Genomic DNA, 15,512 nt, shown 5'->3' on the forward strand with positions numbered 1-15,512 from the left:
CATGATCGAATGCCGGGACCTGACCAAAAAATACAACGATTTGTTCGCCGTGGACCGCCTGACGCTCCGCCTGGAGCAAGGGGATGTGTATGGCTTCATCGGCCCCAACGGTTCCGGCAAAACCACGACCATGCGGATGTTGGCCACCTTGCTCAATCCCAGTTGGGGAGAAGCCACGGTCTGCGGCTACTCTATCTACACGGGAGCCAAACAGATTCGCCGCCTCATCGGTTACATGCCCGATTTCTTCGGCGTCTATGACGACATGAAGGTGACGGAGTACCTGGAGTTCTTCGCCGCCGCCTATCGTATCGATGGTCCGGCCCGCCGCCGCCGTGTCGAACAGGTCCTCGATTACGTCGATCTGGGCTACAAACGCGATGCCCTAGTGACCAGCCTCTCCCGTGGCATGACCCAGCGCCTGGGACTGGCCCGAACCTTGCTCCACGATCCGCAAGTGCTCCTGCTCGACGAACCGGCCAGCGGTCTGGACCCCCGCGCCCGCATCGAAATGCGGGAACTGATCAAACGCTTGCGCCGGGAAAACAAGACCATCATGGTTTCCAGCCACATCCTGCCCGAACTGGCCGACATCTGCAACAAGATCGGCATCATCGAGCGGGGCAAGCTGATCTGGAATGGGACCGTCGAAGCTGCCATTCAGGCGGTGCGGGGCAAATCTGTCTTCACCGTGGCCGTGTTGCATGACCGCAATGCCGAAGCTGCCGAACGCCTCCGTTTGTTCCCCGAAGTCGAAAGCGTCACGCCCGATCCCAAAACCCACGCCCTCGATGTCCGCCTTAGAGACGGATACGAGGACGGCAGCTTCATTCCGGAACGCCTGCTGCAAGCCGGCTTCCGCCTCCGCCTCTTCAAGGAAAAAGAAGTCAACATCGAAGACGTCTTTATGCGCATCACCAAGGGCATCACAAGCTAATCTGGTTCCCCCGCGCCGGCGGTGCCAGCCCCGGCCTCCCGCTCGTTCTCCAGGATACCTCTGGATTGCACTGTTTCCCTCACTCCCCCCTCATGATCGTGCCGGGCTTTTCCCTTTGATCCCTCCGCATTTTTCGGCTGGCGGCGAAAGCAGGCAGGACGGTCTTTTCTGAATCATTTCCGATTGTGTGCTAGGTTTTTGAATGAAGTGAAAAACGAGAGACACGGGGGCCATTCCAGTTACGGGGGCCATTCCAGCCTGGGAGCAGTCCCTGGAGGTGTGTGGTGCCTGTGCAGTTGCTGGAGCTGTTCGGGGCTTGCCCCATGTCGGCGAGGTACCGGGGCATTTCCAAGAGGAGCCTCGTTAAGCCGGACCGGCTCCACGGAGGAATGGCTCCGATTGGGGGATGGCCGCTCGATGGCGGCTTCGGTGTCCCATCCGCGGGCAGCGATTTGGGCGGAGGTGGCAGGGGTGTGGGGGACGATGGACTTGGATGCATTCGTGCAGTGGTGGCAAGATAATGCCCTGGCTATGGGGGTAGGACTGGGGGTTGCCCTGCTGATCTTGGGGTTCTACGCTTGGCGGCGGCGGCCCTCGGCCACAGAACGTTTAGCGAGTGCCGCAGAAGCTGCGGCAGCCAGCCAGAAGATGGATGCTGCCACCGAGGAAGCCGCCCTGGAATGGGCGCCCCGGCAATTGGCCCTGGCTGAACGGCGCGCCTCTATCCGCAGGGGCGGGGCCGTGGTGCGTGTAACAGTTGCCTCGCCCTTGTTCCATCGCGGGGTGACGGATGGCTTCGTCTTGGATCGTTCCACCGGCGGTTTATGTATTGCTCTGGCCACAGAGGTGCCGCGGGGAGTGGTGCTCAAAGTCCGAGCCGCTCATGCCCCGGATACCGTCGGTTATATCAACGTCATCGTTCGCAACTGCCGCCGCCAGGAGGAATACTACGAAGTCGGTTGTGAGTTCGAGCAAACCCCGCCCTGGAATGTTTTACTTCTCTTCGGCTGATGGAGCGATGCATAGTTTTGGCTGATTGGGGGCTGCATCCGGCGTAGCCCCTGGAGCGCCGGAACCCGTTCCCCCTCCATTTGGGCAATGGGCAGATCAGGTAGAGGGGTGGATGAGCGAGCGCTCCGACGATCCGCTGGTCGTGACGCTATTGGTTCGGTTGAGGATTAGAGCCGGGGGGCGAGATCGGCAGGCAGCAGCCCTTTGCGTTTTTCCTCCTCGAATTCGGCGACGAATTGTTCCAGTTCGCGAGCACTGCGTTCCCGCCCCAGCGATCCCATCCGGTCGATGAAGAGGATGCCGTGGAGGTGGTCGATTTCATGCTGCCAGACGCGGGCGGGCAGATCGTGGCAGAGCATCTCGTAAGGTTCGCCTTGCAGATTGTAGGCTTGCACTTTGACCGTCTTGGCCCGGCGGACGTTCTGGTACAACCCCGGAAAGCTCAGGCACCCTTCACGCCCCACCACCGACCCTTTGCTTTCCAGAATGACCGGATTGATGGCGACGAACTCGTTCTCCTTGTCTTCGGGGTCCGCGGAGAAGTTGAGGACGATGAGTTGCCAGGGGAGAGCGACCTGGGGAGCGGCCAAACCGAGGCCTTCATGCTCATACATCAGTTCGAGCATGCGGGCGGCTACCTGGCGTACCTCGGCCGTGATGGCGGTGACCGGTTGGGCTTTCTGACGCAAGGCCGGATGCGGATATTTGACAATCTTCAGTGATGACGTCATCACGGTTTGTCCTGAAGGCATAAGGCAGGGGCGTAGCATTTCCTCTCTCAGCATTATAGAAGCGCAAGCTGGAGAGCCTCTGGGGCTTGGCGGCGTCATGAGTCCGCTGGTAGGACGGCTTGCGTTGACAGGACTGGTGAGGCGACTCGCTTGGGTGCCTCGATCAGCGGGGAGGCGGATGCATCTCGTCGTTCGGAAATCCCTGGCGGCGGCTATTCGCCGAGCAGTTCCCGGAGCACTTCCGGCGGGGCCGGTTCATAGCTGTAAGGTTCGATGGTCACCGCCGCGCGTCCCTGACTGAGGCTGCGCACTTCGTTGGCGTAGGTGAAGAGCCGGGCCAAGGGCACGCGTGCTACGACTTCGGCACGGTCGCCGGTGGGGCTGAGTTCCTGCTGGTCGATTTCGCCGCGCCGGGCCGCCAGATCGCCCAGGATGTTCCCCAGGAACTGCTGGGGCGTGGTGACGGTGACTTTCATGATCGGTTCGAGCAGGAGGACGTTATCCTGGGTGGCCAATTGGTAGGCGCGAATGGCCGCGGCGACAAAGGCGTCCTCGGAGGAGAGTTGGGGATCGAAGCGGGCCTCCAGGATGCGGGCCTGGGTATGCATGAGGGGATAGCCCAGCTCGCCGGTGGTCAGGGCCTCGCTCAGGGCGCGTTGGGCTGCCGCGAGGAAAGCCGGGGGGATCGGTTGGGTTTCGGTATCCACGGCACAGGTTACTTCCACGGGCTTGTCGCTTTTGTGATTGGTGAAGGCGACGGTCAACTCGGCGAAAGCAGGCTTGTCCCCCAGGCGGTCGATGCGGGCGGTGACAGTGCGCGCTTCCCGCAGCATCTCCCGGTAGCTGACCCGCGGCTTGCCCACCCGCACCTTGAGGCGGAAGTCCCGCTCCAACCGGTGCTTCTTGACTTCCAGATGGAGGGTGCCCATGCCGCTCATGAGCGTCTGCCCCGTCTCCTTATCCGTGCGGACTTTGAACGTCGGGTCCTCCAGTTGCAGCACTTCCAGGGCGAAGGCCAGCTTGTCCTTGTCGGCGCTGCTTTCCGGTTCGATGGACTGGCTGACGACGGCCTCGGCGAAGGTGATCGGTTCCAGCAGGATCGGATGGGCGGTCTCGCACAAGGTATCGCCGGTGACGCTGCCTTTGAGGCCGATGACACAGACGATGTCGCCGGCCGGTCCCCGGTCGATTTCCTCCAGGCCGCGGGCGGGGTCGGCATGCACGTGGTAGAGCTTGGGGATATTTTCCTTGATGTCCTTGCCGGGGTTGTAAGCCCGCATGCCCGGTTTCATCATGCCGGAATAAACGCGAATGAAGAAGCGATTGCCGCTGGGGTGCCAGGCCGCTTTGAAGACCAGGCCGCAGAAGGGTTCCTTGACATCCGGTTTGCGGCGAATCTCCTTGTGGGTTTTCGGGTCCCAGCCGGTCACTGGGGGGCGGTCCAGGGGGCTGGGCAGATAGTAAACGACGGCATCGAGGAGCGGCTGAATGCCGATGTGCTCGCGCCCCGAACCGCAGAGCACCGGATAGATGCGGCGGGCCAGGCAGAGTTCCCGTAGCAGCCGCCGGGTCAATTCCGGGGGCGGATCCTGCCCTTCCAGCAATGTGGAGGTGATGAGGTCCTTGTCATCATAACGGGTGAGGGTGTCGAAAAGGAACTCGCGCCACTGCTGCACCTCCTCGGCGCATTCCGGTGGAATGGGGGCCGTATGGATCGTCTTGCCCAAGTCGGCAGGATCGAAAAAGAGGGCTTGTTGATGGATCAGGTCGATGACTCCGCGGAAGGGCTGGCGGCTGTCGGCGCTACTGCCCGAACCGATGGGAATGGCGACCGGGACGGCCTGTCCGTGCTCCTGGGGGTGGGGAGTCAAACGCGTGCGGATGCTTTCCAAGCAGCAGCGGAAGTCCGCCCCCACGACGTCCATCTTGTTGATAAAGACCAGCCGGGGAACCTGATACTTGTCCGCCTGCTTCCAGACCGTTTCCGATTGGGCTTCCACCCCTTTCTGCGCATCGAAAACCACGATCGCTCCGTCCAGCACGCGCAGAGACCGTTCCACCTCGGCGGTGAAATCGACATGGCCCGGCGTGTCGATCAGGTTGATCGTGTGGCCTGCCCAGTGAAACGGGACGCAGGCGGAGTAGATGGTGATGCCCCGCTGTTGCTCTTCCGGATCGTAATCGGTTTCGGTCGTCCCTTCGTCCACTCCGCCGAGTTTATGCTTGGCCCCGGAATAATAGAGCAGATGCTCCGTGGTGGTCGTCTTGCCCGCGTCGATATGGGCGACGACACCGATGTTGCGTAGGCGGGCGAGGTCCACATTCTCGGCATGCGCCATGGCGGCTGAATCCCCTCAATTCCCTCACAGGCTCATGTCATCATCGTATAAGACGAGCGGAGAAAGGGAAAATCGCCCTGCGCCTGAGGTTTTTCCGCGCCACAACTCCACGGAAGGCGGTTCCACGGAAGCAGGTACGGGATACCAACAGGAGAAAATCCCAGCGCAGTTAGAGGAGCGGCGGTTGGGATCGACTGGGATCGGGCTGTGCCGTTGGGGTAGGATATCTGCCTGCTACAGCCCCGCAAGGAAGGGCTAGACGCCTCAGGAAAAGTGCGGGGGAGGCCGGTTCACCAAGCGAAGTGGCTGAAGGCCTTGTTGGCTTCGGCCATTTTGATGGTCTGTTCGCGTTTGGCCATCGCGTCCCCCTGACGCTGGTAGGCTGCTAGCAGTTCATCGGCGAGCTTCAGGTAGGTCGGCCGGCCGGTTTTCGCCCGGACCGCCTGGATGATCCAGCGGATAGCCAGGCTTTCGGCCCGCTTCGGCTTGACCTGCATCGGTACTTGGTAGTTAGCGCCGCCGACACGCCGGGAGCGGACTTCCAGCGTCGGTTTGACGTTCTCCACGGCCTGCGTGAAGATCTGGAGCGGGTCCGCATCCGGCATCCGCTTGCGGATCTGATCCAAAGCCTGATAGAAGACGCGGGTGGCCACCGATTTCTTGCCATCCCACATCAGGCAGTTGATGAACTTGCTGACGAGCAGCGAGTTGTAGCGCACATCGGGAACAAGCTTTTCGTAGCTGGCAGTCCGTTTTTTGGCACCCATAGGCGTATTCGGGGGTTAGAACACCGGGAAAAACTATCTCCGCCGCCTGTCCAGGAAAGCGAGGCTTCGGCCCTCGCATTACTTCTGGTTCTTCTTGGCTCCATACTTGGAGCGGGCCTGCTTGCGATCCTGGACGCCTTGGCAGTCGAGGACGCCGCGGATGATGTGGTAGCGGACGCCCGGCAAGTCACGAACGCGGCCGCCCCGGACCAGCACGATCGAGTGCTCCTGGAGATTGTGGCCTTCGCCGGGGATGTAAGCGGTGATTTCCACACCGGTAGACAAGCGCACACGGGCCACCTTCCGCAGCGCCGAGTTCGGCTTCTTCGGCGTCATCGTCTTGACCACCGTACACACCCCCCGCTTCTGGGGGCAGCCTTCCATCGCAGGATGGCGAGGCTTTTTGTGTTGCGGGACCCGTGGCTTACGGATCAGTTGATTGATCGTTGGCATGAGCCGGACATCCTTATGTTGCCTACGTCTGCTCTGATCGTATTCCCAGGCCGCCTGCCAGGGCAAAGCGCTGGTTTCTCATCTCCGGGGAAGCTGGCTTCTCGTCCCCAGGAGTATCCAAGCCGGAAGTCGATTTTCCGGTTGCGGGACGGAAAACATCCGCAGCCTTCACACCGTGGGACAGAGTATCGTATGCACCGGGAGGTGGGGCGGACAGAGGGGGAGACGAAAAAAGGCCTCCCCCCAGGCTACCGGTTTCCGAGCCGGGCCATAGGAGCGGCGGAGAGGGGGGAACAGCAAGCGGGGAAGCCAGCGGAGTAGCATCCGGGTGCAGCACGGCGGGGAGGGCGGGAACCCACTTGGGCTGGTTCAGGCTCCGGTGACGGTGTGCGGGGTATCGATGTCATCGCTGGGGCCGCTGGCGGCGGGCGCCGTCAAGCTCGCGGGTGTTTCCAGCAATTCCGGAGCATTGATGCGCACTTCGGCTTCGACATGGGCCTTGAAGCCTGTACCCGCCGGGATCAGGTGGCCCAGAATGACGTTTTCCTTCAGGCCGACGAGGTGATCGACCTTGCTGGCCAAGGCCGCTTCGGTGAGCACCTTGGTCGTTTCCTGGAAGCTGGCAGCGGAGATGAAGCTGTCCGATTGGACGGCGGCCTTGCTAATCCCCAGCAGTTGCACGGTGGATTGGGCCGGGGTGGGCGTCGTGCAAGTGGGCAGCTTCTTCTTGCCGCCGGCCTTGCGGAGGTTGTCCCGTTCTTCCTCGAAGGCGTCCTTGCGCACCACCTGGTCCCGCTTGAAGGAGCTGTCGCCGGGATCGACGATCTTGACGCACTCTTCGAGTAGGCGGCGGTTGACTTCCTTGAAGGCGAAGCGGTCCATGACCGATTCCGGCAGCAGGCCGGAGTCGCCGGGATCGGTGACTTTCACCTTGCGGAGCATCTGGGCGATGATGATTTCGATATGTTTGTCGTCAATATCGACCCGCTGGGAGCGGTATACCGCCTGGATTTCCCGCAGGATGTAATCTTGGACGGCTTCCGGGCCGCTGATGCGTAGGATGTCGTGGGGCGTGAGCGGTCCCAGATCGAGCGGTTCTCCCGCTTTGACGAATCCGCCATCGGGAACGCGGCGGTTGGCGCTGGCCCGGATGTAGTGGATGCGGGCTTCGCCGATTTGTTTGCCGGTGGCAGGGTCCACGGGGATGACTTCCACGATGCGCTTGCCCCGCTTGCGTTCGCCATAGCGGACTTTGCCGGAGATTTCGGCCAGGACGGCGGAGTTGCGCGGCCGGCGGGCTTCAAAGAGTTCCGTGACGCGGGGCAGACCGCTGGTGATGTCCTGGGTTTTCTCGACTTCCTTGGGGATTTTGGCCAGGATGGTGCCTGGAGCGACCCGGCTGCCCTCGGTCACCTGGAGGATGGAGCGCTCCGAGAGCGGATAGCCCCGCAGCGTTTGCCCGCGTTCATCGACAATGTCGATGGTGGGGTGCAGCTCTCCTTTGTACTCCATGATGGTGTAGCTATCCAGGCCGGTGGAGGGGTTGCGCTCTTTGCGCATGGTCACGCCTTCCTTGATGTCGCGGAAGCGGACCAAGCCGCCGACTTCGGCAAGGATGAGCTGGGCGTGCGGGTCCCACTTGCAGAGGATGGTACCGGGGAGCACTTCTTCCCCTTCCTGCACGAGGATTTCCGCACCGTTGGGTACGGTGTAGCGTTCGGTGACCGGTCCATCCTTGTGCTCGCGGTGCAGGACGATCTCGCCGTTATGGGATTCCAAGGCGATCCGTTGGCCCTGTTCGTTGACGACGACCTTGAAGCGCTCCAGAGTGACGATGCCGCCCTTTTTGGCTTTGTGCTCGCTTTCGCTGGCAATGCGTGTGGTGGCGACGCCGCCGATGTGGAACGTGCGCATGGTCAACTGGGTGCCCGGCTCGCCGATGGATTGAGCGGCGATGATGCCGACGGCCATTCCTTCCTCGACCAGGGTACCCGTGGCCAGGTCCATGCCGTAGCAGAGGCGGCAGACGCCCAGGGGAGCCTCGCAGGTCATCGGACTGCGGACCAGGACGCGGTCGAAGCCGGCCCGTTCGATCTCCTTGGCGATCTTCGGTGTGATCAGTTCGTTCTCCCGGACGAGTACCTCCTTGGTGGTGGGGTGGCGGATGGTTTCGGCGGCGACGCGCCCGCGGATCACTTCCGACAACGGGCGATCGATTTCATCCCCCTTGTAGGTGACAGTCTTGCTGATGCCCTTGGTGGTGCCGCAGTCGTGCATGGTGACGACGACATTCTGGGCCACGTCCACCAATTTGCGGGTGAGGTAGCCGGAATCGGCCGTTTTCAGGGCGGTATCCGACAGGCCTTTGCGGGCGCCGTGAGTGCTGGAGAAGTACTCCAGGACGGTTAGCCCCTCGCGGAAGTTGCTCTTGATGGGGGTTTCGATGATTTCGCCGTTGGGTTTGGACATTTGCCCGCGCATGCCGGCGAGCTGGCGGATCTGTTCGGTACCGCCGCGGGCGCCGGAGTGGGCCATCAGGTAGATGGGGTTGAGGTAAGGGACGAGTCGGCCGCTGGCATCGGGCCGCCGGTCGTTGGCCAGCTCTTGCATCAGCAGGCGGGTGATCTTCTCGCGGGCGTCGGTCCAGGCTTCGTTGATCTGGTTGCGCCGTTCGCTTTCCGTGCACAAGCCGCGCTCGTAGTTCCGGCGGATTTTTTCCACCGCTTTTTCCTTCTCCTGGATGATCTTTTCCTTTTCCTTGGGGGTCTTGAGGTCGCTGGCGGCAAAGGAGAGGCCGCTGCGGGTCGATTCGCGGAAGCCGATCTCCTTCATCCGGTCGAGCAGGGCGATGGTTTCCCGCCGGCCCAGCAGTTCGTAGCAGTCGGAGATGATGCGGCTGAGGTATTTGCTGACCAGGGGCAGGTCGTAGAAAGCCATCTTGGGATGGAGGATGTCGTTGAAGATGACCCGCCCGGCGGTGGTGCGGACCAAGCCGTTCGGCTTGCGGGGCATTTCGTCGGCGCGGGGATTCCCCTTTTCATCTTTGACTTCCGTGATGACTTTCTTGGGATGAGTGATCCCCTGGGGTTCCCGCAGCGCCGGCGCGCCGGCCCGCTGATTGTGGCGGCGGATGCGCGCCAATTCCTGGTGGAAAAGGGTATCCGGGACGAATTCGCCGGTGCGGAAGCGGCTGTCCCCGGCGTCGGTGATTTCGATATAGGCCATTGGCAGGCGGACGTGGATTTTCGCATGCAGTCCCACCTTCCCCTCGGCATAGGCCTGGAAGACTTCGGCAGGGCTATGGAAGATCATGCCATCGCCCGGTTCCACCGCTTCATCTTCCGCGCCGCGATTGGCCGTCAGATAGTAGCAGCCCATGACGATGTCCTGGCTGGGCGTGATGACGGGGTTGCCGTGGGCCGGGCTGAAGATGTTGTTGGTGGACATCATCAGGATGACGGCTTCGACCTGGGCTTCGATGGACAGGGGCAGGTGGACTGCCATCTGGTCGCCGTCAAAGTCCGCATTGTACCCTTTGCAGACCAGGGGGTGGATGCGGATGGCGTTGCCGTCAATGAGGATCGGCTCGAAGGCTTGGATGCCGATGCGGTGCAGAGTCGGAGCGCGATTGAGCAACACGGGGTGGTTCCGGGTCACCTCTTCGAGGATGTCCCAGACCACGTCGTCGCGCCGTTCGAGCATTTTGCGGGCCGACTTGATGGTATCGGCGTGTCCCAGTTCCTTGAGGCGGCGGACGATGAACGGCTGGAACAGTTCCAGGGCGATCCGCTTGGGCAGGCCGCACTGGTGGAGCTTCAATTCCGGGCCGATGACGATGACCGAGCGGGCCGAGTAGTCTACCCGCTTGCCCAGGAGGTTTTCCCGGAAGCGCCCTTGCTTCCCTTTGATCATGTCGGTGAGGGATTTGAGCGGGCGGTTGGACGAACCCAGCACCGGGCGCTTGCACCGGCCGTTGTCGAAGAGGGCGTCCACTGCCTGCTGGAGCATCCGTTTTTCATTGCGGATGATGACATCCGGCGCGTTGAGGTCTACTAGCTTCTTGAGGCGGTTATTGCGGTTGATGATCCGGCGGTAGAGGTCATTCAGGTCGCTGGTGGCGAAGTTGCCGCTTTCCAGAAGGACCAGCGGGCGCAGGTCCGGCGGAATGACCGGGATGCATTCCAGCACCATATATTCGGGCCGGTTGCTGGAATCCCGCAGGGCCTCGACCGTCTTGAGGCGCTTGACCAGGTCCTTGATCTTTTGCTTGGAAGCCTTATCCTCCCCTTTCTTGAGTTCCTCGTTGAGTTTCTCCCGTAGTTCCCGGGACAGTTCGACCAGGTTGAGGCGTTCGAGCAGTTTTCGGATCGCCTCCGCTCCCATGTCCACCTCGAAGGTGTCGCCGTAGTCCGCCCGGTACATTTGGTATTCCTCCTCGGTCAGGAGTTGCTTCTCCTTGAGAGGAGTGTCGCCCGGATCGATCACGACGTAGTCCTGGAAGTAGATGATCTTTTCCAGGTTGGCGGCTTTGATATCGAGCAAGGCGGCCAAGCGGGAAGGCGTGGCTTTGAAGAACCAGATGTGGACGACGGGAGCGGCCAGCTCGATATGCCCCATGCGCTTGCGGCGGACGCGGGAATGGGTCACTTTCACCCCGCAGCGGTCGCAGACCATCCCCTTGTACTTCTGCCCCTTGTATTTGCCGCAGGAGCACTCCCAGTCCTTTTCCGGCCCGAAGATGCGCTCGCAGAACAGACCGTCTTTCTCCGGCTTGTAAGTCCGGTAGTTGATCGTTTCCGGCTTCTTGACTTCGCCGTGAGACCAGGAGCGAATGTCCTGCGGACTGGCTAGACTGATCCGCACGGCACCGAAGTCATTGATCCGTTCGTAGGTGGTGTCGTCGCTTGCCGCTTTGTTCGGATAGATCGTCATATGTCAGGCTCCCGTGGGTTGGGTGTCGCTTGGAGGAAAGTTCGGCGTATCCGTCAGGCGGTGGGTTCTCCGCGAGAGAGTTTCTGGCCGCGCCAGGCGGGAAGGCAGGGAGCACTTCCCCCCTCGCGGGGAACCCGGAGTCTCAGGTCCGTTTCTTTTCCAGGCTCATGTTGAGAGCCAGGCCGCGGATTTCGTGGGTCAGAACCTCGAAGCTGGCGGGGGTACCGGCTTCCAGGGTGTTTTCCCCCTTGACCATGCTTTCGTAGATTTTGGTGCGTCCTTCGACGTCGTCGGATTTCACGGTCAGCAGCTCCTGGAGGGTGTAGGCCGCCCCGTAGGCTTCCAAGGCCCAGACTTCCATTTCGCCGAAGCGCTGGCCGCCGAAGCGGGCCTTTCCACCCAACGGTTGCTGGGTGATGAGGGAGTAAGGGCCGGTCGCGCGGGCGTGGACCTTGTCATCCACCAGGTGGTGCAGCTTGAGCATGTAGATGTAGCCGACGGTGACCGGCTGGTCGAACGGTTCGCCGGTGCGGCCATCGTAGAGAATGGTTTTGCCGGTTTCGGGCAGTCCCGCTTCGGTCAGGGCCTTGCGGATTTCCTCTTCCGTGGCGCCGTCGAAGACCGGGGTGATGGCCTTGAAGCCGAGCTTGGCCGCGGCCCAGCCCAGGTGCGTCTCGAAAATCTGCCCGACATTCATACGGCTCGGCACCCCCAGGGGATTGAGGATGATATCCACCGGCGTGCCGTCGGCCAGGAAGGGCATGTCCTCCTCGGGCAGGATTTTGGAGATGACTCCCTTGTTGCCGTGGCGGCCCGCCATTTTGTCGCCGACGGAAATCTGCCGCTTGGTGGCCACGTACACCTTGACCATTTGCTGCACGCCGGTGGGCAGCTCATCCCCGCGTTTGAGCGAGTTGAGCTTGCGCTCCTGCTCGTCGATGTAGAACTGGATGCGTTCCCAGTGCCGCTGGTAGATTTTTTCCGCCTTTTTGCGGTGCTCGCTGGTGCGGATGTCGAGTTTGGCCAGGTCGAAGCGGCGGGCCTGTTCCGCCACGACCTTATCGTCCTTATCGCTCCCCAGTTGCTTGCCGGTCTGCGGATCCTTTAGCTCTTTCTTGTCCAGCACCTCTTCCAGGGCCTTGATAAACTCGCGGAACTGGGAGGCGATCTTTTCGGTATAGGTCTGGGTGATTTCCCGTTCCTGGCGTTCGAGTTCCTTCTTTTCGGCCTCGCTCATGCAAGCTCGGCGGCTGAACCGATGGGTAGCGATGACGATCCCTTCGATGCCGGAGGGGACTTCCAGCGATTCGTTTTTGACGTCTTCGCCGGCCCGGCCGAAGATCGCATGCAGCAGTTTCTCTTCGGGGGTCAGCTCGCTGCGGCTCTTGGGCGCCGTTTTGCCGACCAGAATGTCGCCAGGACGCACGTAGGTTCCCACGCGGACGATTCCGTTCTCATCCAGGTTGTTGAGCATGCGCTGGCTGACGTTGGGGATGTCGCGGGTGAATTCCTCCTTGCCGAGTTTGGTTTCGCGGATTTCGGCGGTGAACTCCTCGATATGGATCGAGGTATAGGTGTCATTTTTGACCAAGCGTTCGGAGATGATGATGGCGTCCTCGAAGTTGTACCCTTCCCAAGACATGAAGGCGACGAGGATGTTGCGCCCCAGGGCCAATTCGCCCTTGTAGGTGGCAGGTCCATCGGCGATGATCTGCCCCTTTTTCACCTTGTCGCCGGGTTGGACGATCGGCTTCTGGTTGAGGCAGGTCTTTTCGTTGAGGCCGTGGAATTTCCGCAGAACATACTCGCGGACGATTTTGTCCTTTTCCTCGATGTGGATGCGTTCCGCATCGACGTAGACGACGACGCCGTCTTCGAGGGCTTTGAGGACCATGCCGGAGTGGCGGGCGACTTCCTTTTCCAGTCCGGTGGCGACCAGCGGCGGTTCGGGCACAAGCAGGGGGACGGCCTGCCGCTGCATGTTGGACCCCATCAGGGCGCGGTTGGCGTCGTCATGTTCGAGGAAGGGGATCAGACCGGCAGAGACGCCGACCAATTGTTTGGGCGAAACGTCGATGTATTGCACTTTGTCGGCTTCGATGACCTGGAGTTCGCCATGGACACGGGCATTGACTCGCTCGGCGGTGATCCGGTCGCCTTCGGTGGGGGTATCAGCGGGCGCGAGAACGACGTTGGCCTCCTCATCGGCCCGCAGCCGGACGATCTCATCGGTGATGCGGCGGTTCTTGACGCGCTTGTAGGGCGTGATGAGGAAGCCATAGTCATCCACTTCCGCATAGGTGGCCTGGTGCAGGATCAGGCCGATGTTGGTGCCTTCGGGGGTTTCGATGGGGCAGATGCGGCCGTAGTGGGAGATGTGCACGTCGCGGGCTTCGTGGCCGGCGCGCTTGCGGTTGAGGCCGCCTGGTCCTAGGGCCGAGAGACGGCGTTCGTGCGTCAGTTGCGACAGCGGATTGGTCTGGTCCACCACCTGGGACAGCTCGCTGCGGGCAAAAAAGTATTCGATTGCCGAGGAGACCGATTTGGGATTGATCAGGGAACGCGGACTCATGTCCTGGGCATCCCGGATGGCCATGCGCTCCTGAACTGTCTTTTTGAGTTTGAGGAAGCCTTTGCGGAGTTCATCGGCGGCCAACTCGTCGATGGTCCGCAGCCGGCGGTTGCCGAGGTGGTCGATGTCGTCGATCTGGGCGTGCTTGGCATCGGCACGCAGATCAAGGAGGTATTTGATGGCGTTGACCAGGTCGGTGCTGAGCAGCGTCAGCTCCGTTTCGGGGATATTCTGGCCAAACTTGCGGTTGATGCGGAAGCGTCCGACCCGTCCCAAGCGGTAGCGGTTGGCATCCTGGAACTTTTCGTGGAACAGTTCGCGGGCCTTGTCGAGCTGGGCTGGGTTGCCGGGACGGAGCCGCTGGTAAATTTTGAGCAGGGCCTGCTCATGGGACTCGGTGCCGTCCTCCAGGATCGAGTTGAGCACGATTGGGTCTTTCGGCGGCGGCACGGCCAGAACTTCCGTCAGCGCGGAAGCGAGAATTTTATCGACGGCAGCGGCAGTGAAGGGTTTGCCGGCGTCGAGATAGACTTCACCGCTTTCCGGGTCGATGATGTCATCGGCGGCGTACATCGGGGGAATCTGCTGGTCCGGCTGGCCGAGCAAGCGCTGGCGGGCAGCCGCGGCGTCCTTGAGCTTGATTTTCTCGACGGGCAGGAAAGCCTTGATGATGGCCGCCGTAGAGCCGTAGGCTGGGTCCATCGCCCGCAGCAGCGTAAAGGCCGGAAACTTGCCGGACTGATCCACCCGCACCTGGAAGGTGTCTTTCTTGGTGCAACTGATTTCGATCCAACTGCCGCGCTCCGGAATCACTCGGCAGGAGTGGAGGGTTTTGTCCCCTTCCCGCGTCGCGGTGAAATCCATTCCCGGCGAACGATGGAGCTGGGACACGACCACCCGTTCGGAACCGTTGATGATGAATTCCCCGCCGCCGATCATGATGGGCATGTCGCCCAGGTAAACTTCATCTTCCCGGACGCTGCCGTCCGGCAGGCGCAAGCGGAGCCAGACTTTGAACGGCCGGCCGTAGGTCAGCTTGAGCTGGCGGCATTCGTCCGGATCGTAGCGGGGCTTGCCCAATTCGTAGCGGACATATTCCAGCACAATTTTTTTGTCATAGCTTTCGATGGGGAAGATTTCCCGCAGGACGCCTTCGATGCCGATCGGCTCCCGTTTGTCCCAGGGTACGTCAGCCTGGAGGAAGCGGGCGTAAGCGCGCTGTTGCACTTCCGTCAGTGGGGGAACTTCCAGGGCATCGCCAAAGCGTCCGAAGTCGCGGACATGGGTGGGGATAATGATCCGTTGTGCCGGGATGGCCATAGGTCCAACTCCTTGTCTTCGTCCAGGGTGTCCTTGTGTTGTTAGGCTAGCGCCATTCAGGTTCTGGGTGCCCAGGCTGGGCCGAGCGGGGCCAGGAACACAAGGCCTATCTTTAGGCCAGTCGGATATCGGGCAGAGGATGGCATGAGGGTCATCAGTAGAGAGAGAGTCATCTTGTCGGCTTTAGGTTCGCTATCAGATTTCCAGGGGGTCAGACCGCCGGATAACCAGGACCCGCGGCCGCGTGGCCCCCCGGCGGTACTGGGGGTTGCACGGACCGCCGCGGCGGGTTATAGCTGAAGTACTCCGCCTGGCCCGCCGGCGGCCTTGGCATTGGCGGATGGGACTATCGTCCAGGTCCGTACTGTTCCCACCGCCCTAGGGCTTAGCCCGGAGGCATTCCCTTGACGGTGTGGAACACAACCCGGCGGATAAGATGGAAGGAAACAT

At 61.5% G+C, this 15,512-nt stretch carries 8 protein-coding genes; 2 read left to right on the forward strand and 6 right to left on the reverse strand.

Features of this window, described 5'->3' with window-relative positions; genetic code table 11:
• Position 1 precedes the first annotated feature (1 nt).
• Complete coding sequence (locus H0921_RS13625) at positions 2-937, forward strand: ABC transporter ATP-binding protein (protein ID WP_194539042.1); 936 nt, start codon at positions 2-4, stop codon at positions 935-937.
• A 417-nt stretch (positions 938-1,354) separates the two neighbouring features.
• Positions 1,355-1,948, forward strand: coding sequence for a PilZ domain-containing protein (locus H0921_RS13630; protein WP_194539044.1), 594 nt, complete (start codon positions 1,355-1,357; stop codon positions 1,946-1,948).
• 167 nt (positions 1,949-2,115) lie between these two features.
• Here H0921_RS13630 and def read toward each other — a convergent pair whose 3' ends face one another.
• The 6 genes from def to rpoB all read right to left on the reverse strand — a co-directional run bounded on the left by def (position 2,116) and on the right by rpoB (position 15,062).
• Positions 2,116-2,679, reverse strand: coding sequence for a peptide deformylase (def, locus tag H0921_RS13635; protein WP_228499704.1), 564 nt, complete (start codon positions 2,677-2,679; stop codon positions 2,116-2,118).
• A 212-nt stretch (positions 2,680-2,891) separates the two neighbouring features.
• A complete protein-coding gene (locus H0921_RS13640; protein ID WP_194539046.1) occupies positions 2,892-5,018 on the reverse strand; it encodes an elongation factor G in 2,127 nt (708 codons plus the stop codon).
• Positions 5,019-5,308: 290 nt separating this feature from the next.
• A complete protein-coding gene (rpsG, locus tag H0921_RS13645; RefSeq protein WP_194539048.1) occupies positions 5,309-5,785 on the reverse strand; it encodes a 30S ribosomal protein S7 in 477 nt (158 codons plus the stop codon).
• A gap of 78 nt (positions 5,786-5,863) precedes the next feature.
• On the reverse strand, positions 5,864-6,238 hold the full coding sequence (rpsL, locus tag H0921_RS13650) for a 30S ribosomal protein S12 (protein WP_194539050.1): 375 nt from the start codon (positions 6,236-6,238) through the stop codon (positions 5,864-5,866).
• 369 nt (positions 6,239-6,607) lie between these two features.
• Complete coding sequence (locus H0921_RS17995) at positions 6,608-11,170, reverse strand: DNA-directed RNA polymerase subunit beta' (RefSeq protein WP_228499707.1); 4,563 nt, start codon at positions 11,168-11,170, stop codon at positions 6,608-6,610.
• A 142-nt stretch (positions 11,171-11,312) separates the two neighbouring features.
• On the reverse strand, positions 11,313-15,062 hold the full coding sequence (gene rpoB, locus H0921_RS13660; protein ID WP_194539052.1) for a DNA-directed RNA polymerase subunit beta: 3,750 nt from the start codon (positions 15,060-15,062) through the stop codon (positions 11,313-11,315).
• Positions 15,063-15,512 lie beyond the last annotated feature (450 nt).

This window comes from Thermogemmata fonticola, assembly GCF_013694095.1.
Classification (GTDB): domain Bacteria; phylum Planctomycetota; class Planctomycetia; order Gemmatales; family Gemmataceae; genus Thermogemmata; species Thermogemmata fonticola.

What these genes read in the sequence shown, in the direction of transcription:
- H0921_RS13630 (WP_194539044.1), top strand. Translation starts at nt 1,355, where the DNA reads ATGGCGGCTTCGGTGTCCCATCCGCGGGCAGCGATTTGGGCGGAGGTG.
- H0921_RS13625 (WP_194539042.1), top strand. Translation starts at nt 2, where the DNA reads ATGATCGAATGCCGGGACCTGACCAAAAAATACAACGATTTGTTCGCC.
- H0921_RS17995 (WP_228499707.1), bottom strand. Translation starts at nt 11,170, where the DNA reads ATGACGATCTATCCGAACAAAGCGGCAAGCGACGACACCACCTACGAA.
- H0921_RS13640 (WP_194539046.1), bottom strand. Translation starts at nt 5,018, where the DNA reads ATGGCGCATGCCGAGAATGTGGACCTCGCCCGCCTACGCAACATCGGT.
- def (WP_228499704.1), bottom strand. Translation starts at nt 2,679, where the DNA reads ATGACGTCATCACTGAAGATTGTCAAATATCCGCATCCGGCCTTGCGT.
- rpoB (WP_194539052.1), bottom strand. Translation starts at nt 15,062, where the DNA reads ATGGCCATCCCGGCACAACGGATCATTATCCCCACCCATGTCCGCGAC.
- rpsL (WP_194539050.1), bottom strand. Translation starts at nt 6,238, where the DNA reads ATGCCAACGATCAATCAACTGATCCGTAAGCCACGGGTCCCGCAACAC.
- rpsG (WP_194539048.1), bottom strand. Translation starts at nt 5,785, where the DNA reads ATGGGTGCCAAAAAACGGACTGCCAGCTACGAAAAGCTTGTTCCCGAT.